Raw genomic sequence first — 20,512 nt, 5'->3', positions numbered from 1 at the left:
GGCAGCGGCGGCGGCAGCGGCGGCGAGGGCGGCGGCAGCGGCGGCGAGGGCGGCGGCAGCGGCGGCAGCGGCGGCGGCAGCGATCACGGCCATGGTTGCAGCTTCCGCGCGGCTGGCGACTCCGCCGGAGACGCGTCCCTCCTCGGCCTCGCCTTTGCCGGCCTACTCGCCCTCCGGCGCCGCTCCGTCTCTAAGAGAGCTTGAACGTCTCGCTGCGGTGCGGCCGCAGCCCGAATGCCCGCCCAATCCGGGCGATCGCCGTCTGACGCATCCCTAGCGCCTGGGCCCTCGAGCGTCGTCCTTCCGCCGCACCGCATTCAACGGGTGCGGCGGAAGGAGGCTTTCGAGCGCGGTTCAGGCACCTGCGCCGCCGTCGCTACCAGGTCTGCGCGCCCGCGACTTGCCGCGTCGTGACGTTCACCCGGTTGAAGAGGTTGACGAGGGCGATATGAAGGACGAGCACGGCCAACGCCTGCTCGTCGTAGTGGCGCGCGGCGTCCTTCCAGACATCGTCCGGGACCGCCTCCGCGCGATCGGCGAGGCGCGTCTCGGCTTCCGCGAGCGCGAGGGCTGCACGCTCGGCATCGGTGAAGCAGGGCGCATCCCGAAAGCCGGCGAGCACGAGGAGGCGGTCGTCGGGCTCGCCGGCTTTCTTCTCCTGGCGCCCATGCAGGTCGAGGCACACCGCACAGGCGTTGATCTGACGCGCGCGTGGACAAGCCCGAGTGTACGAGGCGGCACGGTCCCGTTCTGGAGGGTCTTCACGAGCGCCATCAGCGGCTGTATCGCGTCCGGGACGAGCATCGCGGGGTTTTTCAGCCGTGCTTCCATGATAAATCTCTCCTTGTGTCACAACCGGGCGGGCTCGCCCGTCACCGCTGATGACGGATCGGAGAACGAGGACGTGACCGTGACGGATGAAAAAATTCTCGTCGGGGATTTCGAGGCGAGCCGGCCGCACCTCCGTGCGGTGGCCTATCGCATGCTTGGTTCGCGCAGCGAGGCTGACGACGCGGTGCAGGAGGCGTGGCTTCGGCTCTCGCGCGCCGATACGGGCGAGGTCCAGAACCTTCGCGGCTGGCTCACGACCGTCGTCGCGCGGGTGTGTCTCGACATGCTCCGCGCGCGGAAGGCCCGCACAGAAGACGGAGACGCCGCGCCGGAGGCGACGACCTCGCCCGAGGGCAACGCGGAGGAGGAGGCCGTGCTGGCGGACTCGGTCAGCCTCGCGCTCCTGGTGGTCCTCGAGACGCTCGAGCCTGCGGAGCGGCTCGCGTTCGTGCTTCATGATCTGTTCGGCGTGTCGTTCGAGGAGATCGCGCCGATCGTGGGGCGGTCGGAGGTGGCGGCGCGGCAGCTCGCGAGCCGCGCGCGGCGGCGCGTGCGTGGCGCGCCCGAGCGCGACGAGGCCGAGCTCGCGCGCCAGCACGACGTCGTCAAGGCGCTGCTTGCTGCCCTTCGAACCGGCGACGTCGAGGCTGTCATCGCCGTCCTCGATCCGAACGTCGTGATCCACGGCGGCCGACCCGGGCGCGAGATCCTCGACGCGCGGAACTGGGTAACGTCGGCCGTCGCGTTCACGCGCAGGGTGCGTGCTATCGACGCCGTAAAACCGGCGCTCGTCGACGGCACGATTGGCGCCATCTACGCGCCTGGCGGCCGGCTCGCGAGCGCGCTTCGCTTCACGTTCACGGGCGGTGCCATCGCGCGGATCGACATCATCTTCGACAAAGCCAAACTGAAGACGCTCGAGATCGCGACGTTGGCTGAGTCCTAGCTCGCTGCACCGCAACCGCCCTTGCACTTTTGAGCGGCGACGGTATCTTCGCGCGCATGCAAGCGCCCCAGCGATTTGGGTCGACGACGTGGCTCGTTGTCGCCCTTTCTCTCACGAATACCGCATGTAACCTGTCTGGGCTCGGAAAGCTTATTTATGATCCGGAGCAGGCGGCGCTCGAGGAAGACGCGAAGAAAAAGCGCGCCGAGGTCGGGCAGACGGAAGACGGCTCGTGCAAAACCGCGGAGCAGTGCAAGTACCGGTGCGAGGTCCTGGAGCGGGCGCTCGATTGCTACAAAACGGGCAAGGCAGCGCTCCGGGGCCGGGATGTCCATTACGCCGGTGGCTGGCGCGTCGATCGTGTTTCGGGCTCCACCGACGACATAAACGTGCGCTACGAAGAGGACAGTGAAGGCGAAGACCTCACAATGATCCCGCTCGCACGAGAGTCCTTCAACAAGGCCTGTGCTGCCAACCACGCCGAGTCGTGTCGATATTCAGGCATCATGATCGAGAAACACTCCGCCAAAGACGCCGCTGCCTTCTACCGGAAGGGCTGTCATCTGAAGGACGAGGAGTGCTGCAAGAAGCTCGAAGGTGATGAATAACGTTCCTTGAAAGCACGCAAATAGCCCCCCGGTATCGAGCGTCATGGCTCCGGAGCCGGAGGCTTCCCCTTGCAAGACCTGCCTCCTGGGGCTTAAAGTCCCCACCAACCAGCCAATGGACGAAGAGAGGCGCCGCAGGAACCTCGCGACCGATGCGCGAGCGAGGATCGTTTTTGCGACGATGGCCCTGGTCATCCCGCTCGTGCTCGGGCTTCTCTTTCGACGCCAGGAGCTGCGGCTGCGTGCGCTCGCCGATCATGGGCGCCCCGGCACCGCGACCATCACGGCCATCACGCGACAGGGCTCGGCCTCCAATACGCATTATCGGTACGAGGTCGACGGCGTCACCCATACGTGGAACGTCGACCGGAAAAACCTCCAGGGCGATCCCGGCGAGACGTTCGATATCACCTACCTGCCCGAGGATCCGTCCCTGAGCCGTCTCGGGGTGTATTCGCAGGTCGAGCTCGACAAGGAGCTCAACTTGCCCTTCCGGCGCGGCTTTCCGCTCGGGCTCTTCGTGCTTTTTGGATCCATCGCCGCGCTTTGTCACCGCAACGTCCGCCGCCTCCAGCAGGGCGCGCCTCTCGCGACAAAACCTCGGATCTCGCCCGAGGGCGCGGGGCGCATCGTCGCGGCCTTGTTCCTCGGGTGCGTGCTCGCCGTGAACCTCGATCCGAACGTCCGCGCCGTGCAGGTCGCCGCGTTCGGGCCGGCGCCGTTCGGCCTCCCCGTGGGGCTCGTGGTCGCGCTCGCCGAGGTTCTGCTGTTCGCGCCGTTTTTCTGGGTTCTTCCGCATTTGATGCGGCTCGTCATGGATCGATTCGCGCAGGGTGGGTCGCTCTCGAAGCTCGGGATCGTGCTCGCCGTCGCCCAGGCCGGGCCGGAGGGCAGGCGCTCGCGGCGCATCGTCGTCGCCGGGCTCGTTTATTTCATCGCGCTCGTGGCCGGCTGGATCATGTTCGCCGCGAGCCGCGGGATCTGACGGCCGGCGGGCCGGCGCCGCGAGTTCGCTGTCGCGTCCGAAAACGGCCAGACATCGGGGCGCGGCCGCGCTACGAGGGGAGGGCGATGATGGATGCGGAGACCTGCTACCGAGCCCTCTGCGCGCGGGATGAGCGCTTCGATGGCCTGTTTTTCGTGGCCGTACGGACGACCGGCATCTACTGCCGGCCGGTGTGCCGGGCCCGGACACCGGGGCGCGATCGATGCGTGTTTTATCGGTACGCGGCGGAGGCCGATCGCGACGGGTTTCGCGCGTGTTTTCGCTGCCGGCCCGAGCTCTCGCCGGGCGGCGCGCCGCAGGACTCGGTGCCGCGCCTCGTCCGCGCGGCGCTCGCGCGGATCGAAGGCGGTTTTCTCGACGAGGGCTCCGTCGACGATCTCGGGCGCGCGCTCGGCGTGACCGGGAGGCACCTCCGGCGCGCGATGGAAGCCGAACTCGGCGTGGCGCCCGTCGAGCTCGCCCAGTCGCGGCGCCTCGCGCTCGCGAAGCAGCTCTTGCAGGATTCTTCCCTGCCGCTCACCGAGATTGCGTTCGCGAGCGGGTTCGGGAGTGTGCGCCGGTTCAATGCGCTGTTTTCGGCCCGGTTCGGCAGGCCGCCGTCCGCGCTCCGGCGCGCGCTCGGGGAGGCGGAGGCCGGCGTCGCCATCACGCTGCGGCTCGATTATCGGCCGCCGCTCGACTGGGATGCGCTCCTCACGTTCCTCGCGGCCCGCGCGATTGCCGGGGTCGAGTCGGTCGAGGGCGGCGTGTATGCCCGCTCGGTGCGGCTCGGCGAGCGGACAGGGTGGCTGCGGGTGATGCATCCGCCCCAGAAAAACGCGCTCCGCGTGAAGGTCGCGCCCGAGCTCGCGGGCACGCTCGGGCCTCTGCTCGGCAGGCTGCGCGCGCTTTTTGATCTCGACGCTCATCCGCGCCTCATCGCGGAGTCGCTCTGCCGGGATCCTCTGCTCGCGCCGCTCGTCGCGCGTCATCCGGGGCTGCGCGTGCCGGGCGCGTTCGACGGATTCGAGGCGGCCGTGCGCGCCATTCTTGGGCAACAGGTCTCCGTGCGCGCGGCGACGACGCTCGGCGGGCGCATCGCGAAGCGATTCGGGACGGCCCTGGATACGCCGATCGCGGGCGTGACGCACCTCTTCCCGCCCGCGTCGGTGCTCGCCGAGGCGCCGCTCTCCGACATCACGCAAATCGGTTTGCCCGCGGCGCGCGCGCTCTCCATCCAGGCGCTCGCGCGCGCCGTCACGCAGGGCGAGGTCCGCTTCGAGCGCGGCGAGGATCCCGAGGCTGCCGCGGCCGCGCTCGTCGCGTTGCCGGGCATCGGCGCGTGGACGGCGCACTACCTCGGCATGCGCGTGTATCGATTCCCCGACGCGTTTCCGGCCTCGGATCTCGGCGTCCGCAAAGCGCTTCGCGTGATATCGACGCGCGAAGCCGAAGCGCGCGCCGAGGCGTTCAGGCCGTGGCGGGCCTATGCGGTCCTTCATTTGTGGCAGGGCCTTTCAGAAGGAGCATTTGAGGAATGAACATGTTGTATGAACGCCGTATTTCGAGCCCCGTCGGCGATCTCCACGTCGTCGCTGCGGAAGAAGCGATCGTGGGCGTCTACCTGCCTGGGCACAAGGGTGCGCCGGAGATCGTGGCCCACGACGGGCAAAACCATCCGCTCCTCGCCGAGGCCGCACGCCAGCTCGCAGAGTACTTTGCCGGAGGGCGCGAGTTTTTCACGTTACCGCTCGATCTCCACGGAAGCGCTTTTCAGCGTGAGGTCTGGCGCGCGCTCGTCGAGATTCCCTTTGGCGAGACGCGCTCCTATGCGGAGCTCGCGCGGGCGCTCGGCCGGCCGCAGGCGGCGCGGGCCGTCGGCGCGGCGAATGGGAAGAACCCGATCAGCATCATCGTCCCTTGCCACCGCGTCATCGCCGGCGACGGCGCGCTCACGGGGTATGCGGGCGGCGTCGCGGCCAAGCAGTGGCTCCTCTCGCACGAGCAAGAGCACCACGCGCCCCACCACGTCATTCACTAGAACATAGAGCGGTTTGACAACCGCTCTATGTTCTAGCTCTTTTGTCCCGAGGGGGACGCCTCGCGTCCCCCTCTCGCCCGGGCAAAGCCCGGTCGATTCACCCCCCGAGGCGAGCTCGCTTTGCGATCTCGCAGAGCGCCGATCCGTTCAACTTCCCCGATCCTTTCGATTCGCGCACAGGCCGGCAAGGTCGCCAAGGAGCCGCCGCTCAAGGATCTGCTCGAAGCTCAGAGCCATCCATTCCCGGACGTCGCTCCTCGGACGCTGGAGATTTTGTAGCGACCGCGAAGAAAGTTGCCCCGCGCGGCGTTCTTCCGTCATGTCGCTCTCGATGCCCCTCCGCGCCGCCTCCTCGCTCGCCTTGACGCTCTCTGCTCTGCTCTTCGCGGGCGCGACCGGGGCGGGCTCGCCGGCGCCCAAGGTCGAGCGCGTCGACATCGATAACCAATGCAGGATGAGCGTCATACCCGTCTGGAGCGTCGAGGTAATTCGCTGGACCCCCGACCGCGGGCCGCCGGCCAGGTTCGTGGCCGATACTTACCTCGCGGAGGGGCCGGATGTGTTCATCGCGCTCGGGGTCGCGCAGGGCGCCTTTTGGGCCATCGAGGGGGTGACTCCCAGCGACGCTTGCGACGATTGCGCGCGCGTCGATCTGGTCGCCACGTCGCTCGTCGACGGCAAACGTCGCGTTTTTCACGTTCTTACCGGAAAAGATCGCGACGCGCTCGTCGGCGGGGCGCAGGCAGACGTGCATGCCCGTGTCCTCGGACGGCTCTTTCAGCTCGCGAACGGGCCTTGGCCCGCTGCAGAGTTGAAGCACGATTACAGCCTGCGTTTGCCCGAGCGGAGCCCGGAGGGCCTCGTCAAGCAATATCAAGGATGGCTCGTCGAGGTGAAGAAGGCAAAACAATGGGGGCTGCGCTTCGGCCTGAAAGTCGAAACCGTCGCGTGCTGGTGCACCTACGCATGGGAGACAAAGAAGCTTTCTCCCTGAGAGAGGAGAGATTGGGGCTTCGCCCCAAACCCCACCAAAGGCTGTCCGCCCCTGGACCCGGACCAGCGTGACGCTGGACCCATGATGAATCGACCGCGATGCGGTCGATCCAAAAAGCCCGTTGTTTTTGAGCACAGTGACCTAGCACTACTCTGCCATCCTGACCGACCCTGCCCACGACCTGACGCGTGCCGAGCTTGATCTACGGCCCTTCGTGGTCTGCCGTGGCGAAAAATTTGGCCCAGCGACTTCCCTTGCGCTGGTTTGCCTGCGTGACCGCCGTCAAACCTACGTTCAAGAATGACGAACTGGCCGAGGAACACTGGGAGCGCGAGTTCGAGCACTGGATTGCACCGTTCCTGCTCGAGTTCGGCTACCCGTCCCAGCAGAAGTGGGGACCGATCTACATACGTGGGCTGCTCGGGCCCGGCGACCGCAAGAGCATCGAGCCGATGGCCGCGCGGGTTTGCCCAGGTGAGACGCAGCAGCTTCACCACTTCCTCTCGACCTCTCGCTGGGACACGGCCGGACACGAGTGCGTGCTCCTCGAGAAGGCTGGAGCGCTCGTTGGCGGCAAAACCGCCCACCTCGTCATCGACGACACTGCAATTCCAAAGAAGGGAACGCACTCGGTCGGCGTTGCGCATCAGTACTGCGGGCAACTCGGCAAGAACGCCAATTGCCAGGCTCTCGTCTCCATCACGCTCGCGCGTGACGAGGTGCCCGTCCCGGTCGCGCTCCGGCTTTATCTCCCGAAGGAATGGGCGCACGATCCAGCGCGACGCCGACGAGCGAAGGTGCCCGAGGACGTGGTGTTCCGGACGAAGTGGCAGATCGCGCTCGCCGAGGTCGAGCGGATCGTGCGCAGCGGCATCGAGTTCGGCGATGTCTTGGCGGACGCGGGGTACGGTGCATGTGCCGCGTTTCGGCGTGGGCTTTCGGATTTAAAGCTCAGGTGGGCCGTGGGGGTGAATCCGAACCAGCTCGTCTATCCGAAGTCCGTACGTGTGACCGCGCCCGAGCGAACACGATCAGGTGGACGTCCGCCGAAGCGCGGCAAGGTGTCGGCTGCCCCGAAAAAGGCGAAGGAGGTATTTTCGACGCGCGCAAAGAACGGCTTCAAGGATGTGCAATGGCGGGACGGGACGAAAGGACCTCTCTCCGCATCGTTCGCCGCCATCCGCGTGCGTGTGGCCGACGGGCCGAAGGTCATCGGACACAATCACGGGCCAGGCGAAGAAGCCTGGCTCGTCTGCGAAGAGCGCGCGAACGGCGTGCGAAAGTATTACCTCTCGAACTACCCGCCCGACACCGACCTCGGAACGCTTGCCTCGGCGATCAAGGCACGCTGGGCTTGCGAGCAAGCACATCAGCAGATGAAAGAGGAACTCGGGCTCGACCATGTCGAGTGCCGTTCCTGGCACGCGCTGCATCATCACGCGCTCCTGACGATGATGGCCTTCGCCTTCCTTCAGCACCTACGCAACGCCGAAAAAAACGCCTGGGCGCAGCGGCCCGCCGCCTGAACCGTCGCTACCGGAGATCCGGCGGCGACTGATTCAAAGGCTTGCTGCGCCCCTGAGATGCGCGCGGTGCGGAGCGACGGTGCGGACGCTCGTGCCGATATGAAGGTGTGGGTGGTGATGGCAGAGTAGAGCTAGGCGCCCCGATCGCAAGTCCCTGGACAGGCGCGACCCGCATCTGCGATCCTGTACGCGCCAATGAGCAAATCCCGAGATCCCGCGGGCCGCCCGGACGAGGCTCCGGTGCGGCCCGAGCTCGCCGAGCTCCGCGCGCGCCTCCACGCGACCACCGACGCAGGCCGACCCGAGGCCGTCGCGCGGCGGCGCAAGACCGGGCAACGGACGGCGCGCGAGAACATCGACGACCTCGTCGATCCGGGCAGCTTCGTCGAGTACGGGGCCCTCGCATTGGCCGCGCAGCGGCAACGGCACGCGGTCGAGGAGCTCGTCCGGACGAGCCCCGCCGACGGGATCGTCTGCGGCGTCGGCAGCGTGAACCGCGCGCTCTTCGACGACGAGCGCGCGCGGACGATCGTGCTCGCTTACGATTACACCGTCTTCGCCGGCACGCAGGGCGGCATGGGGCACAAGAAGCTCGACCGCATGCTCGCGCTCGCGGCGCAATGGCGCGTGCCGGTCGTGCTCTTCGCCGAAGGGGGAGGGGGACGGCCCAATGACACGGACATGCCGCTCGTCGCGGGCCTCGATACGCCGAGCTTTCTCTCGTTCGCCGCGCTCTCCGGCCTCGTCCCGCGCGTGGGCATCGTCTCGGGTCGCTGCTTCGCCGGGAACGCCGCGCTGCTCGGCTGCTGCGACGTGCTCATCGCGACCGAGAACAGCTCGATCGGCATGGGCGGGCCCGCGATGATCGAGGGAGGCGGGCTCGGGAAATACACGCCCGAGGAGGTCGGGCCGATCGACGTGCAAAGCAAGAACGGCGTGGTCGACGTGCGCGCCCCGGACGAGGCCGCGGCCGTCGCCGTCGCCAAGAAGTATCTCGGGTTTTTCCAGGGCCCGGTCGCCGATTTTGCGTGCGGCGATCAGCGCGTTTTGCGCGACGCCTTGCCGGAGCGACGGCGGCGCGCCTACAAGATCCGGCCGATCATCGAGACACTCGCCGACACGGGCTCCGTGCTCGAGCTCCGGCGTGACTTCGGGACGAGCCTCGTGACCGCGCTCGTGCGTATCGAGGGCCGGCCGTTCGGGCTCCTCGCGAACGATCCATACCGCCTCGCCGGTGCGATCGACGCCGACGCCTCCGACAAGGCCGCGCGGTTCATGCAGCTCTGTGATGCGTTTGGCCTGCCGCTCGTCTCCCTCTGCGACACGCCCGGCTTCATGGTGGGCCCCGAGGCCGAAAAGACCGCGCTCGTGCGCCATACCTCGCGGATGTTCGTGGCGGCGGCAAGCTTGCGTGTGCCGCTGTTCACGGTGGTCCTGCGCAAGGCGTACGGCCTCGGCGCGCAAGCCATGGCCGGCGGGCATCTCCATGCGCCCTTTTTCACGATCGCGTGGCCGACGGCGGAGTTCGGCGGCATGGGCGTCGAGGGGGCGGTGCGGCTCGCGATGCGCAAGCAGCTCGATGCCATCGAGAACCCCGAGGAGCGCGAGGCGACGTTCCAATCGATGGTCGCGCACGTCTACGAGCGCGGGAAAGCCATCAACACCGCTTCGTTCCTGGAGCTCGACGCCGTCATCGATCCGGCCGAGACACGCGCCTGGATCCTGCGCGGATTGAAATCGGTCCCGACGCCCGCGCGCCCGGAGGCGCGGCGGTTCGTCGATACCTGGTGAGCGTATTCCTCAGCGGAACAAGGCCGCGCGCAGCGACGCCGCGCAAAACGCGACGGCTGTGTTCGCCTCGTCGAACACCTTGCCCATCGTCACGAAGCCGTGGACCTGCCGATCGAAGCAGACGTAACTCGCCTTCGATCCCGCCGCGGTCAGGCGCTCGGCGTATTCTCGCCCCTCGTCGCGCAGCGGATCGTAGCCGGCCGTCAGCACCAGCGCGGGCGGCAGGTTCTCGTGGTTCGGGTGGAGCAGCGGCGAGGCGCGCCAGTCGAGGTCGTGCGCGGGGTCGTCGATGTAATGGTCGTGGTAATACGTGATCGAGTCGCGGGTGAGTAGATACCCCTCTCCGTTCGTCGTGTGCGAGGGGGCGATGCGGCGCATGTCCGTCGCCGGGTAAATCAAGAGCTGAAATGTGATCCCGAGATCCCCCGCGTCACGCGCGGCGAGCGCGACCACAGCCGCGAGGTTGCCGCCCGCGCTGTCGCCGCCGACCGCGATGCGCGTCCCCTCGATCCCGAGCGCCGCGGCATTTCGCTGCACCCAGTACGTCGCGGCCAGGCTGTCGTCGACGGCCGCGGGGAACCGGTGCTCGGGCCCGAGCCGATAATCGACCGCCACGACCGCGCAGCCGGCGCCGTTCGCGAACGATCGGCAAAGCGTGTCGTGTGTTTCGAGGTCGCCGATCGTCCAGCCGCCGCCATGAAAATACACGAGCACCGGCAGGGCTGTACCGGTCGTCGTGCCCGCGGGGCGATACAGGCGGAGGGGGATCCGGCCCTGCGGCGCCTCCGCGTGGAGATCCCGCACCTCCGCGACCACGGGCGGGTCGGGCTGCGTGAACGCGCGGCGCTCGCGGTACACGCGCCGCGCGTCTGCCGGCGAGAGGGTATACGCCGGCGGCAAGCCGCTCCGTTCCATGAAATCGATCAAGGCCCGGGCCTGGGGGTGCAACATAGAAGCCGGATCGCATCAATTCCGCCGCGCGGTCAAGGAGGAAACGTCATCTTGACGGCGCGGCGTGCAGGCGGTCTCCTCGTCCGTCATGGCTCGTGCCTCCTCCCCCCGCCGGCGCTTGGTCTTCTTGGCCCTCGGGAGCCTCGCGGCTGGCTGTGGGCCTGCGCCCGCAAAACCCTCGCAACCTGCGACGTCTGCGCCGCGCGCTTCGAGCCTCCCGGTCGCGGCCTCCGCGCCACGTCCGCTCGTCCTTTGCCCCGGCGCCCTCGCCGAACCCCCCTCCGATCGAGCCTGGTTTGCGCTCGGCACCTCGGCGCCGCCGTCCTCCGCCACCCCCGCGCCGAGCCCCGGCGTCGTCTCTCCGTCCGCGGGCTCCGGGGCGACGCCGAGCGCCGTGTACGATGCCGAGGGGCGGCTCGTCGTCGCCTGGGCCGCGGCGCCCGGCGTCCGCTTGCGCAGGCTCGAAGGAGGGCGGTTCCAGGACTTGCCGCCCATTTCGGCGGGCAACGTCGGGGGGTTTGGCATCGTCCTGCTCACGCGTGATTCGGCGGGGCGCGTGCTCGTGTCTTTCTTCGAGGACGCGCGCGTGCGGGTCCATCGCATCGAAGGAAGCGCCGTGGTGGATCTCTCGCCGAAAACGCCGCCGCCCACCCGGGGGTTCAGCGTTCCCGGGCCGCCCCGGATCGTCACCTGTCCTGCCATGATTCAACCCATCGCGCCGAGCCAGCTCGCCGTGGACGGCGAGGGCCGGCCCCTGGTCGCCTGGGCCGAGCCGGGGATCGGGGCCATGCGCGCCGTCGTGCACCGGTGGACCGGCACCGCGTGGGTGACGTGGTCGTTCCCCGGAATCGGGCCCATCGATGATTGCGCGCCCCATACGCAGAGCATTACCTTGACGTCGGACCCCAAGGGTCATCCCTACATCACGTTCCGGAAAGATCGGGCCATCAGCGTCGTCGCGTGGACTGGCAGCGCTTTCACCCTGGAGTCCACGCTCGTGCCCAAGCATGACGCGATTTCCATGGGTGATCCCTGGATCGCATTCGCCCCCAAAAACGTGCGCTGGAAGGCGTGGAACGAGCAGACCGCCGACAATGGCGTGCTCCGGTATCGGGTGCACGTGTGGTGGAGCGACGAAAAGGGCTCCCGGGAAGCAAAGCAGCCGGCGGATCGGCCGCTCTTCGGGCAAATCCTCGCATTCGCGGGCGGATCACGGCCGCGCATCGCCGTGCTCGATACGAGCGGCCAACGATCCGAGCTTCGGGTCGTGGCGTGGGAAAACGACACGCCCGTCGAGCTCACGGGAGGCCCGGGCGCCGCGGATTTTCCGCCCGCGCGGAGCCACGGGTCGCTCGCCGTGGCTTTGCCCGAGGGGTCGGCCCCGCCTGCCGTCGTGGTTCGTGGGGGGAGCGAGATTGCGGCGCGGATCTGGTCTGCGGGGGCCTATCACGCGCCGGGCGGAGCTGCGGAGCCCGAGGACGGGCTCGGCCGAGGGGTGGCCGAGGGGATTCCACCAGCGATCGCAATGCGCGGGGGCAAGGTCGCCGTGGCTTGGCTCGTGGACGGCGCGAAACGCACGATCGTCGTGCGGCGCTGGACGGGCTGCACGTGGGAGACGGCGCCCGAGCTCCCGCTGGAGCCGGGGCGGCCGGGGTCCGGGCTCCGCCCGGCTCTCACGATCGATGCCGAGGGGCGGGTCCTTCTGGTGTTTTCCACGTCCGCCGGCGGGGCGATGGTGGTGGCGCGCTGGGGTGGGGGTTCATGGGAAATCTTGCACGTGGCGCGAAAGGAGGGAGCGCCGGGCGGGCCCCACGCCGGGCAAACACTCGTGTTCGGCGTCGAAATGGATGAATCCGGGGCGCCCGTCGTGGGCTGGGCGGACCGCGCGAAGAGCAAGCTCGGCCTTTCGCGTTTCCTGGAGCAGGGGCAAGCGCTCCGGCTGATTTCCTCGGACCCCGCGCCCGTCTACATCACGCCGGCGATGACCACGGACGGCGCGGGGAGGCCCGTCGTGGGGATGCTCGACTGGCAGATTGGCGCGTTCGTCGTCTACACGAAGCGCCTCGAAGGGGATCGATTCGTGGCTCTTCCGCCCTGGACCAGCCCGCCCACGCCGAACAGCGGTTTTTCCCCGGAGCGATTCGACCTCGCGGCCGGCCCTTCCGGCGAGCTCGGCCTCGCTTTCCGGTGGGACCCGGCCGAGGCGCCTTACGTGGCCCTCTTCAAAGGTTCGTCCTGGACCACCGTCCTCGCGCCGGGCATGGCCGGGGCAGGGGACGCGCCGGGGCCCGGCGGGAGCCCGGCCCTCACGTTCGACGAAGCCGGTGCGCTGCACGTCGCGTATACCGATCGCGCGTCGGGCGAGGTCCTGGTCAAACGGTTCGTCGGCGGCGCTTGGAGTCCAAACGAAGCCGGCGCGACGCCGGGCGACTCGGTCTCGCGGAGCGAGGGGGCATCGGTGGATCCTGCGATCGCCGCATCGGGCGAGGCCGTCTGCGTCGCCTGGTCGGAGCGGGAAGGGGGCGAGGGGCGCGTGCTCCTCCGATGTCGTCGTTAGCGTCCTGCGCTCCATTTCTTCCGTGCACGGCGGCCCGACCTCGACGTCCCAGCCCACGGGGTACGGCTCGATGTGCGCGGCGCGCCCGGTTCGCCGTCTGCGCCGACCGGCTCCACGTCCCGGACCTCCTCGCGCGGCGCGCCCGAGGTTTGCCGGTCGATCCGCTCGACGTCGATCCGCCGTGACGCACGTTTGGCCCCCCGGCGCCTCGCTTCTGCTACGTTGCCACGTCACACCATGGCCTCAGCCCGAGATTGTCCTTGCTGCTCCGGTTTGCCCTACACGCAGTGCTGTGCCCCTTATCACCGCGGCGAGCGTGAGGCGCCCGACGCCGTGACGCTGATGCGCTCGCGTTTTGCGGCGTATGCGCGGAAGGAATCGGCGTACGTCCTGCGCACGCTCCACCCCGACCACGAGGACCGCAAGCGGCCCGAGGCCGAGGTGTTGCGCGAGATCCGGGACGCGACCTCCACGCTCAAGTTCATGCGCCTCGACGTGCTCGACCACGACGGCCCCGACGCGGGCGGTTTTTGGCACGTGCTCTTCCATGCGCGGGTGTTCGAAAAAGGGCAGGACCGCTCCTTCGTCGAGCTCAGCGAATTCGCGCACGACGGCGTGGGCATTCGTTATCGGAGCGGAGAGCAGGTCGCCGCCGCGAAGGTGGCCGAGCCGAAAGGCCTCACGATCGGAGCGTTCCGCGAGACGTTTTCGACGCGATAGCGGGGGCCGACGGGCGCGCCCCGTGTTGCCTCATTCTCGAATCCGTTTGGCCATGGCGAGGTCGTCCGGTCCTCCGCGCTCGCGGAGGGCGCGAATCACGCGCGCCCTGTCCTCCGGCGATCGGTTTTGGCTCAATTTGAACTTGGCCTCCAGGCGATCGATGGGGAGGGAGAGGCCCACGATTGCGTCGAGCAGCTCCTCGCGGAAGGCGTCTTCGAGGTGGTCCATGCGCCACGGCTCGGGGGCGCCGCGCTCGTGGAAGGAGGAGAGATCGTCGAGCAGGGCCGACAAATCCGCTCGATCCATGGGGGCTTCGAGGCGGCCGTGGGCGTGCACGACCATGTAATTCCAGGTCGGGACCTGCTCGCGCGGGTGCTCGTACCAGCGCGCCGAGACGTATCCGTGCGGGCCCGAGAAGACGACCGTCGCGGGGTGGCCCGCAGCGGCGAGCTTCCAGATGGGGTTCGGCCGCGCGACATGGGCGCGCAGGGTGCCGTGGGGCCCCGCGCGGCGATCGAGGAGGAAGGGCAGGTGGGCAATCTCCAAGGCGCCGTCGGCCTTTGCGACGAGGAGCGCGCCGAACGAGTGGGCCTCGATGAAGTCGTGGATCTCGGCCGGATCGGATTCTTGGAAGGCTCGGGGGAGGTACACGCGGGGCGCAGCGTAACGGACGGCGCCTCTCGCCGTCGAGTTTTGGTGGGATCCCGTCAATACCGCTCGGCCAGGTGCCCGCGGTCATACGGAGGCTCGCCCGGGTCGGCGAACGTCTCCGTGGCCTCGACGATTTGCCCGCCGCGCACGACGTAAAACCCGCTCGCGTAAAACACGTCGGCCCCGCTGACGATGGTCACCCGCGCGGCCGCGTGATCCCCGGCGGCGAGCACCTCCTCCACGGTGATGTGCCAGTCCCCGGGGTAGGTCCGGTTCAACGTGACGAACGCATCCGCGCCGCGAATCCGCTCCCGCGTCTGCGGCCACGTCACGACCACATCCTCGGCGACCAGGCGCCGCACGGCGTCCCAGTCCCTCGCTTCCATGCCTTCCCATACCGATCGAACGACGAGCGCCGCATCCATGGTGCCCGGGGTTTCGCGCAGTTTCGCGTTGTCGTCAATCCACAACGTCCGAGGCAACGCAGGCGCCTGTCGGCGCATTCCGCTGCGCCATTCGCACCGCCCTCGTATACAGCCGATGGCGCAGGGCATCCGGCGTGATCACTTCGACGCCGTCGCCCAGGCCCATGAGCTGATCCGCGGCCACCTCCTCGCTCTCCAGGAGGAGGTCCACCGTCCGCGCCCCCTCGGCGTCCGGCGGGCCGGCGTCTTCGAGCATCCGGCGGACGGCGTCGTGCGGGACCACGCGCGGGAGGTGCCTTTGTGCGTCCGGGGAGAGGCGAACACGGCAGCCATAGGTGAGCAAAGACCGGTCGAACGCCGACGACGATTCGGCCCACCATGCGGCGAGATCGAAGTCGCCGGGGCGGACGAACGTCTCGGCCCGGAGGCCGGCCCGTTGGATGCGGCTGATCCGGTAGGTCTTGAGGTCCCGGCGATGCCGCGCAATCAGGTACCACGTGCCCGCCTTGAGCACGAGCCCGAGCGGATCGACGCGACGGCGGGTCGACCGTTCGCCATACGAGAGGTCGAGCCGACGACCTTCCCACACCGCCTCGGCGACGATCGGCAGCGCCGCGAGCTGCTCGGGGCGCGTGAACCACCCGGGCGCGTCGAGCAGGAATCGCTCCCGGATCCGGCTGGCGCGGCCCCGCAACTCGGCCGGCAGGGTGGCGTCGACCTTCACGCGGGCCGTCACCGCGACCGTGGCCAGGCCGAGGTCGGCCACCGCTTGCGGCGCGCCCGAGAGGAACAGGGCGCTTGCCTCCTCCGCGGTCAGGCCATCGAGGCGCGTCCGCCACCCCTCGACGAGGCGGATGCCGCCGCCTGGGCCCGCCTCGGTCCAGAGCGGAACCCCGGCCGCCATCAGCGACGCGATGTCCCGGTAGAGCGTGCGGACCGAGACCGAGAGCTCGTCGGCGAGCGCCGCGGCGGTGGCGTGTCGGCGTTGCTGGAGGACGAGGAGGAGCGCGAGGAGCCGGCTGGATCGCACACGTGCATCCTGCCAGAAAAACACTGACAGGGGATGTCAGGGATCCCTCGGCATACTCCGCCCATGACGAAGACCCAATACTACGTAGCGGCCAGCATCGACGGGTACATCGCGGACGCCGACGGGGGCCTCGGATGGCTCCTGCAGTTCAACGGCGTCGAGGGCGTGGACGCGCACTACAAGGCCTTCCTCGGCGGCGTGGGGGCGCTGGCGATGGGCGCGGCGACCTACGAGTTCCTCCTCGCGGAGAGCCGCGAGGCCTGGCCCTACGCCGACCTGCCGACCTGGGTGTTCACCCATCGTGATCTGCCAGCGATCGCGGGCGGGGACATCCGCTTCACCACCGAGGACGTCGGCCTCGTGCACGAGCAGATGGTGCGCGCGGCCGGAGGGAAACACATCTGGCTCGTCGGCGGCGGCCACCTCGTCGCCCAGTTCGCCAAACGCGGGCTCGTGAACGAGATCCTGCTCAGCGTCGTCCCGGTCGTGCTCGGCAGCGGAGCGCCGCTCCTGCCCGCCTCGATTCCGGGTCTGCTCGATCTCCAGGGCATCACCCGCTTCGGCCGCGGATTGGTCGAGCTGCGGTACGAGATCCCCGCGGGCCTCGATCGCCCGCACGCCACGCGCGCCGCCGAGACGTGACCCACGGCGCGCGCGTGGCCTGGACGGCTCGGCCGTTCTCGATGAAACGGCTCCGCCGCTAGACTCCGCTGAAATTGGACGACGTGACGCGCTCGGGTAGAGTGCGTCGCGGATGACCCCTGTCACGCGACAGCGCCTCGCGACCATCCTCGAGCGTGAGCTCGACGCCGCTTCGGTCCAGATCGTCCCGAGCGACGCCGATCCCAGCGCGGACGGGGACGGGACCACGCTGCGCTGGGACCTCGGCCGGGGGCGGCAGCTCGTCGTCACGTTCGCCGTGCCCATCGTCGACCGCGCCGACAAAGAGGCGCGCCTCGCGACCCTCATCGAGTCGTTCGCCGACCTCTTCGGCGAGGTCGCCGCCGAGGTCCCGCGCCCGCGCCCCGGGCCGGCCGAGGCGCTGCGGGCCGAGCTCTCCGCGCTCGCGGGCCGCACGGGCGCGCTCGGGGCCCTCGTCATCGACGCCGCTTCGCCCGTCGTCTGGGGCGCCTCCGAGGCCCCCACGGGCACGGACGACCCGGAGGCCGAGGCCCGCGTCGCCGAGACCTTCGCCCGCGCCCACGCGGCGGGCATCTCCTGGGCGGAGCTCGTGCGCAGGCCGGGCAGCGTCACGATCCCGCCGCCGGGCGAGCGCAAGGAGCCCGAGGAGCCGACGGCCCGCCGCTTCCGCCTCGTCCCGCCGGTGGACGAGCTCGCGCCGCTCTCGGCCGAGGATCGCGAGGCGATCGGGCGCCGCGTCCAGCTCGCGCGCGCGGCCATCACGCGCGTTCGGAAACACCCCACGATGGCGGAGCTGCACCGGGGCGAGCACCTGCACGAGGGCGTGCTGGAGGAGGGGCTCGGCTACCTCGCGCGCTCGTTCGCGACGATCTACGTCCTCGTCCTCGTCTACCCGGGCCCGTTCGACGAGCTCGGCGCCGAGCGCGCCGTCACGCGGGCGCTGCCGGCCATCGAGCGCCTCGTCGTGGCCTTGCCGCCGGACGACGCGCCGACCCACGGCAAAGGCGCCGTCGTGGCGCTGCGACGACGGCGCAAATAAAACCGCCGAGAGCATCGAACCGGTTCGATGCTCTCGGAAGATCGCGCAGCGATCTTCCCTCGGGGAACAGTTCTGCTCGCTCTGACCCGGGGTCGCCAACCCCGCGGATCTTGGCTGGATCTCGACAGACAGAGGGGTCCCCCGCCGCGAGCGTGGTGCCCTTTCCGCCGCCCTTTCCTTCGTGCGGGCCTGCTCGGCGCCCATCCGGGGGGCCAGCTCGGGGATCGCCTCATGGAGCGGACGGCACACGTCGAGCCCGAGCTCGGCCGCCGTGCGTGCGGCACGTCGGTAACGGTTGATCATGTCGCTTGACTTGTGCCCCGTTCGGTCCTGCACCCACGCCTCCGTTCGTCCGTTCGCGAGCGCCAGCGTGACGAACGTGGCCCGCGTATCGTGCAGCCGGATCCGCATCCTCGTCTCCGTCCGTGCGAACAGCTCCGGCCGGCGAACGCCTGCCAGTTCCAGATGTCCGCGGAACCGGCCGGCAGTGTCGCTCATGGTGAGCCGCTGTCCCTTCTGGCTTCCTTCGTCGTACACGAAAACGGGCGCGTCCCCTGACACACGCATGCCTCTCGCCGCGCAGTGATCTTTCCAGGCGCGCAACGCGGCGACGACCCCAGGCGACAATGCCCACGCGCGGGGCTCGTCCGTCTTGTTCACGTCGAGCACGATCACTCCGAGGTCCAGGTCGATGTCAGACCACCTCGTGTGGAGGGCTTCCGTACGGCGCATCCCTTCCCGATGAAGGAAGCCGTAAAACAACCGCCATTCCAGCGGAACCTGCGTGCAGCCCAGCAACATCGCGTCCTCGTCGGGGTAAAGCCACCCCTTCGCTTTTCCTGACTGATACCGCGGCACGAATCCCCGCGGGAGCGGATGCACGGCGATATGGCGCAGAGGAAGGACCGCCAGCGAGCAGATCCGATACACCAGTTGCGCGACGGAGCGCCGCGAGTTCGGCGCGAGACTCGCGGGCAAGCTACGCATGACGGCTTCCGCGTGGTCGAGCGTGAACTTGTCGATCGCCACGTCCCCGACGATTGGATAGACGTACCTGTCGAGCACGTACCTGTTGGTTCTTGCACTTCGTCGTCGCTTGACTCGGTCCGGATGAAGATCCGCCAGTTCGCCGCTCGTCCACCGCTTGCCGATTTCCTCGATCGTCGGTGTGCGGTTCTTCTGTACCACCTGCCCTGACGCGATCATGTCGACGGCTTTGCGCACTTCGTCGAGTGCCTTCCCGTCGCGTACCGCGGCGCGCTTGATGATGTCCGGCGCGATGTCGTCGCGCCCGCATTTGCGGAGCTTCGCGGCCAATTCCGCCAAGATGGTGAGGCGAGCCATCGCGCTTGCTTCGTCCTTGCAGGTTTCGAGCATGAAGCTCTGCCGCTTCTTCGCTCCGATCGTGAGCCGCGCGAACCACTTGCCGCGCCGCTCGTAAACGTTGCCTGTTGCTACCCTGGGCATGTTCCAAACTCCAATCAATGACGATGCAGGGAACAGCCGAGCGGCCGTGCCCTGCGGGATTCGGCTCCTTCCGCGGAGCCACGGTAGGCGCGCGAGAGACTCTCCCGTCGTGCCCCCCGGGGCCATGACGGCATCGCGGCACGTGTCAAGCAACGGATGGCGCGGGAGGGGGGTATGGCCCGTCTACGGGCCCGAGAGGCGAGAAGGCGCAGGCGACCGTGAGACCCCGCGGGGGCCGGACGGTTGTCAGAGGCGCCGAGCACGGCGGCTCGTCGCACGGGCGCGGCTCGGAGTGGCCGGCTGCGGTTGCAAGCCAATGGCGTCGAGAATGTCGTCGGCGTGCTCCGCGGGTGCGGTATCGCCGGTGGACGCGGCGTCAGTCGCGGCCGATGGGGAGGACGGGGCGGCGATCTGCTTTCGGGCGTTGTCTTCGAGCCACGCGACGAACGCGGCACGATTGACGATCCGAAGTTTCCCGAGCCGCGCGACGGGGACCGGGAAGTCCGGCGCGCGGATGGCTTCCAGGAAGACGCGCCGCGGGATGCCCGTCACCGCCTCGACGTTGCATTGCGAGAGGGTCTCGGGCGGGGGCGCGACGACTTGGAGGACGCCCCGCGGGATCGACAAGGTCGCCGTGATGTTGCTGTCCGGGCTGCGGGACTCACCGATGGACATGTCCGCCCTCCCATGGCGCGCGAAGGGGCGCCGTTGCGTGGATCCGATTCTCCCGCCCATGGGGGATGCGGGACAAGGGAAAATAGAGGTCGCCGTCGAGTTCTATATATATAGCCCGACCATACGTATAGCCCGACCATACGTATAGCCCGACCATACATATTACGCGTTGCGGTCGGTCGCCTCTCCGGGGGCGTCTCTCGGCCCGGTTTCTCGGCTCGTTCTCGGCCCGTTCTCGGCCCTTCTCGGGCAAGTCTCGGAGCCATGCCCGGGAGCCACTGGAACCCGATGGCTCTGCCCATGGGAAAGCCATGGCTTTCCATGGATCCGGGGGGCGCTCCGCCCGCTCCCCGATGCGAAAGCGAGTGCTCGAAATCCGGCTGATTTGATAGGGTACGCGTATATCCCACCTCGTGAAACATTTTCGGGGCGTGTAGCCATGGCTCCGCCGAGCAAATAGTGGATCGATTTCTGGACCCTTCATGGACCCCGAGTCTGTGAAACAAGGGGGCGGGCTCGACTCCCATGGCTCAACGCGGCGATTTCGCGGTTTGCCCGCGGAGGGCACGGTCCTTGCGCTTGCCCAGAACGTGAAATCGAATACCGTCCCGGGGACCGTGAAACATTTCCGCC

16 protein-coding genes and 4 pseudogenes are annotated in these 20,512 nt (G+C 68.7%); 13 read left to right on the top strand and 7 right to left on the bottom strand.

The genetic code is table 11. The features are described 5' to 3' along the window. Positions 1 to 204 (top strand): annotated as a pseudogene (locus tag E8A74_RS43290) (PE-PGRS family protein); the annotation flags it as partial. A 172-nt stretch (positions 205 to 376) separates the two neighbouring features. Here the strand turns inward: E8A74_RS43290 and E8A74_RS43285 are convergent. Beyond that, positions 377 to 831 (bottom strand): annotated as a pseudogene (locus E8A74_RS43285) (carboxymuconolactone decarboxylase family protein). 79 nt (positions 832 to 910) lie between these two features. Here E8A74_RS43285 and E8A74_RS43280 point away from each other — a divergent pair. The 8 genes and pseudogenes from E8A74_RS43280 to E8A74_RS43245 form a co-directional block, all read left to right on the top strand. Continuing rightward, positions 911 to 1,777: a sigma-70 family RNA polymerase sigma factor gene (locus E8A74_RS43280; protein WP_232380003.1), complete on the top strand. Its 867-nt coding sequence runs from the start codon at positions 911 to 913 to the stop codon at positions 1,775 to 1,777. A gap of 56 nt (positions 1,778 to 1,833) precedes the next feature. Continuing rightward, complete coding sequence (locus E8A74_RS43275; RefSeq protein WP_136935007.1) at positions 1,834 to 2,385, top strand: hypothetical protein; 552 nt, start codon at positions 1,834 to 1,836, stop codon at positions 2,383 to 2,385. A 181-nt stretch (positions 2,386 to 2,566) separates the two neighbouring features. Further along, positions 2,567 to 3,370, top strand: coding sequence for a DUF3592 domain-containing protein (locus E8A74_RS43270; RefSeq protein WP_136935006.1), 804 nt, complete (start codon positions 2,567 to 2,569; stop codon positions 3,368 to 3,370). 86 nt (positions 3,371 to 3,456) lie between these two features. Then, positions 3,457 to 4,911, top strand: a complete 1,455-nt coding sequence (locus tag E8A74_RS43265; protein WP_136935005.1) for a DNA-3-methyladenine glycosylase 2 — start codon at positions 3,457 to 3,459, stop codon at positions 4,909 to 4,911. 2 nt (positions 4,912 to 4,913) lie between these two features. Then, positions 4,914 to 5,411, top strand: a complete 498-nt coding sequence (locus tag E8A74_RS43260; protein ID WP_136935004.1) for a methylated-DNA--[protein]-cysteine S-methyltransferase — start codon at positions 4,914 to 4,916, stop codon at positions 5,409 to 5,411. Between the two features lie 319 nt (positions 5,412 to 5,730). Further along, a complete protein-coding gene (locus E8A74_RS43255) occupies positions 5,731 to 6,405 on the top strand; it encodes a hypothetical protein (protein ID WP_136935003.1) in 675 nt (224 codons plus the stop codon). A 272-nt stretch (positions 6,406 to 6,677) separates the two neighbouring features. After that, positions 6,678 to 7,931, top strand: a complete 1,254-nt coding sequence (locus E8A74_RS43250) for an IS701 family transposase (RefSeq protein ID WP_170229824.1) — start codon at positions 6,678 to 6,680, stop codon at positions 7,929 to 7,931. Positions 7,932 to 8,159: 228 nt separating this feature from the next. Beyond that, positions 8,160 to 9,722, top strand: a pseudogene (locus tag E8A74_RS43245) (acyl-CoA carboxylase subunit beta); the annotation flags it as partial. A gap of 9 nt (positions 9,723 to 9,731) precedes the next feature. Here E8A74_RS43245 and E8A74_RS43240 read toward each other — a convergent pair. Next, complete coding sequence (locus E8A74_RS43240) at positions 9,732 to 10,673, bottom strand: alpha/beta hydrolase (RefSeq protein WP_136935000.1); 942 nt, start codon at positions 10,671 to 10,673, stop codon at positions 9,732 to 9,734. Between the two features lie 88 nt (positions 10,674 to 10,761). On the opposite strand from E8A74_RS43240, the gene E8A74_RS43235 reads away from it, so the two are divergent. Together E8A74_RS43235 and E8A74_RS43230 are read left to right on the top strand one after the other, a co-directional pair. Next, positions 10,762 to 13,230, top strand: a complete 2,469-nt coding sequence (locus tag E8A74_RS43235; protein ID WP_170229823.1) for a hypothetical protein — start codon at positions 10,762 to 10,764, stop codon at positions 13,228 to 13,230. 237 nt (positions 13,231 to 13,467) lie between these two features. Next, complete coding sequence (locus E8A74_RS43230; RefSeq protein WP_136934998.1) at positions 13,468 to 13,950, top strand: YchJ family protein; 483 nt, start codon at positions 13,468 to 13,470, stop codon at positions 13,948 to 13,950. Between the two features lie 30 nt (positions 13,951 to 13,980). On the opposite strand, the gene E8A74_RS43225 is transcribed toward E8A74_RS43230, so the two are convergent. The 3 genes from E8A74_RS43225 to E8A74_RS43215 are packed head-to-tail and all read right to left on the bottom strand — an operon-like array spanning position 13,981 to position 16,056. Continuing rightward, a complete protein-coding gene (locus E8A74_RS43225; RefSeq protein ID WP_136934997.1) occupies positions 13,981 to 14,601 on the bottom strand; it encodes an FMN-binding negative transcriptional regulator in 621 nt (206 codons plus the stop codon). 56 nt (positions 14,602 to 14,657) lie between these two features. Beyond that, the gene (locus tag E8A74_RS43220) at positions 14,658 to 15,026 is read right to left on the bottom strand and encodes a nuclear transport factor 2 family protein (RefSeq protein ID WP_170229822.1); all 369 of its coding nucleotides are present in this window, start codon (positions 15,024 to 15,026) and stop codon (positions 14,658 to 14,660) included. A gap of 34 nt (positions 15,027 to 15,060) precedes the next feature. Further along, positions 15,061 to 16,056 (bottom strand): helix-turn-helix transcriptional regulator, encoded by a 996-nt coding sequence (locus tag E8A74_RS43215; protein WP_136934995.1) that lies wholly within the window; start codon positions 16,054 to 16,056, stop codon positions 15,061 to 15,063. A gap of 63 nt (positions 16,057 to 16,119) precedes the next feature. On the opposite strand from E8A74_RS43215, the gene E8A74_RS43210 reads away from it, so the two are divergent. After that, entirely contained in the window at positions 16,120 to 16,698 is a 579-nt protein-coding gene (locus tag E8A74_RS43210; RefSeq protein WP_136934994.1) for a dihydrofolate reductase family protein, read from the top strand. 112 nt (positions 16,699 to 16,810) lie between these two features. Beyond that, entirely contained in the window at positions 16,811 to 17,737 is a 927-nt protein-coding gene (locus E8A74_RS55230; RefSeq protein WP_136973260.1) for a hypothetical protein, read from the top strand. 288 nt (positions 17,738 to 18,025) lie between these two features. Here E8A74_RS55230 and E8A74_RS56190 read toward each other — a convergent pair. Together E8A74_RS56190 and E8A74_RS43200 are read right to left on the bottom strand one after the other, a co-directional pair. Beyond that, positions 18,026 to 18,538, bottom strand: a pseudogene (locus tag E8A74_RS56190) (tyrosine-type recombinase/integrase); the annotation flags it as partial. 912 nt (positions 18,539 to 19,450) lie between these two features. Next, positions 19,451 to 19,879: a hypothetical protein gene (locus tag E8A74_RS43200; RefSeq protein WP_136934992.1), complete on the bottom strand. Its 429-nt coding sequence runs from the start codon at positions 19,877 to 19,879 to the stop codon at positions 19,451 to 19,453. Between the last annotated feature and the right edge of the window lie 633 nt (positions 19,880 to 20,512).

The organism is Polyangium fumosum, from assembly GCF_005144585.1.
Lineage (GTDB): Bacteria > Myxococcota_A > Polyangia > Polyangiales > Polyangiaceae > Polyangium > Polyangium fumosum.
This window is presented reverse-complemented; position numbering and strand designations above follow the sequence as displayed.

Coding starts and splice junctions, on each gene's coding strand:
- E8A74_RS43275 (WP_136935007.1), top strand. CDS start 1,834: ATGCAAGCGCCCCAGCGATTTGGGTCGACGACGTGGCTCGTTGTCGCC.
- E8A74_RS43265 (WP_136935005.1), top strand. CDS start 3,457: ATGATGGATGCGGAGACCTGCTACCGAGCCCTCTGCGCGCGGGATGAG.
- E8A74_RS43255 (WP_136935003.1), top strand. CDS start 5,731: ATGTCGCTCTCGATGCCCCTCCGCGCCGCCTCCTCGCTCGCCTTGACG.
- E8A74_RS43210 (WP_136934994.1), top strand. CDS start 16,120: ATGACGAAGACCCAATACTACGTAGCGGCCAGCATCGACGGGTACATC.
- E8A74_RS55230 (WP_136973260.1), top strand. CDS start 16,811: ATGACCCCTGTCACGCGACAGCGCCTCGCGACCATCCTCGAGCGTGAG.
- E8A74_RS43240 (WP_136935000.1), bottom strand. CDS start 10,673: ATGTTGCACCCCCAGGCCCGGGCCTTGATCGATTTCATGGAACGGAGC.
- E8A74_RS43235 (WP_170229823.1), top strand. CDS start 10,762: ATGGCTCGTGCCTCCTCCCCCCGCCGGCGCTTGGTCTTCTTGGCCCTC.
- E8A74_RS43200 (WP_136934992.1), bottom strand. CDS start 19,879: ATGTCCATCGGTGAGTCCCGCAGCCCGGACAGCAACATCACGGCGACC.
- E8A74_RS43220 (WP_170229822.1), bottom strand. CDS start 15,026: ATGGATGCGGCGCTCGTCGTTCGATCGGTATGGGAAGGCATGGAAGCG.
- E8A74_RS43270 (WP_136935006.1), top strand. CDS start 2,567: ATGGCCCTGGTCATCCCGCTCGTGCTCGGGCTTCTCTTTCGACGCCAG.
- E8A74_RS43260 (WP_136935004.1), top strand. CDS start 4,914: ATGTTGTATGAACGCCGTATTTCGAGCCCCGTCGGCGATCTCCACGTC.
- E8A74_RS43230 (WP_136934998.1), top strand. CDS start 13,468: ATGGCCTCAGCCCGAGATTGTCCTTGCTGCTCCGGTTTGCCCTACACG.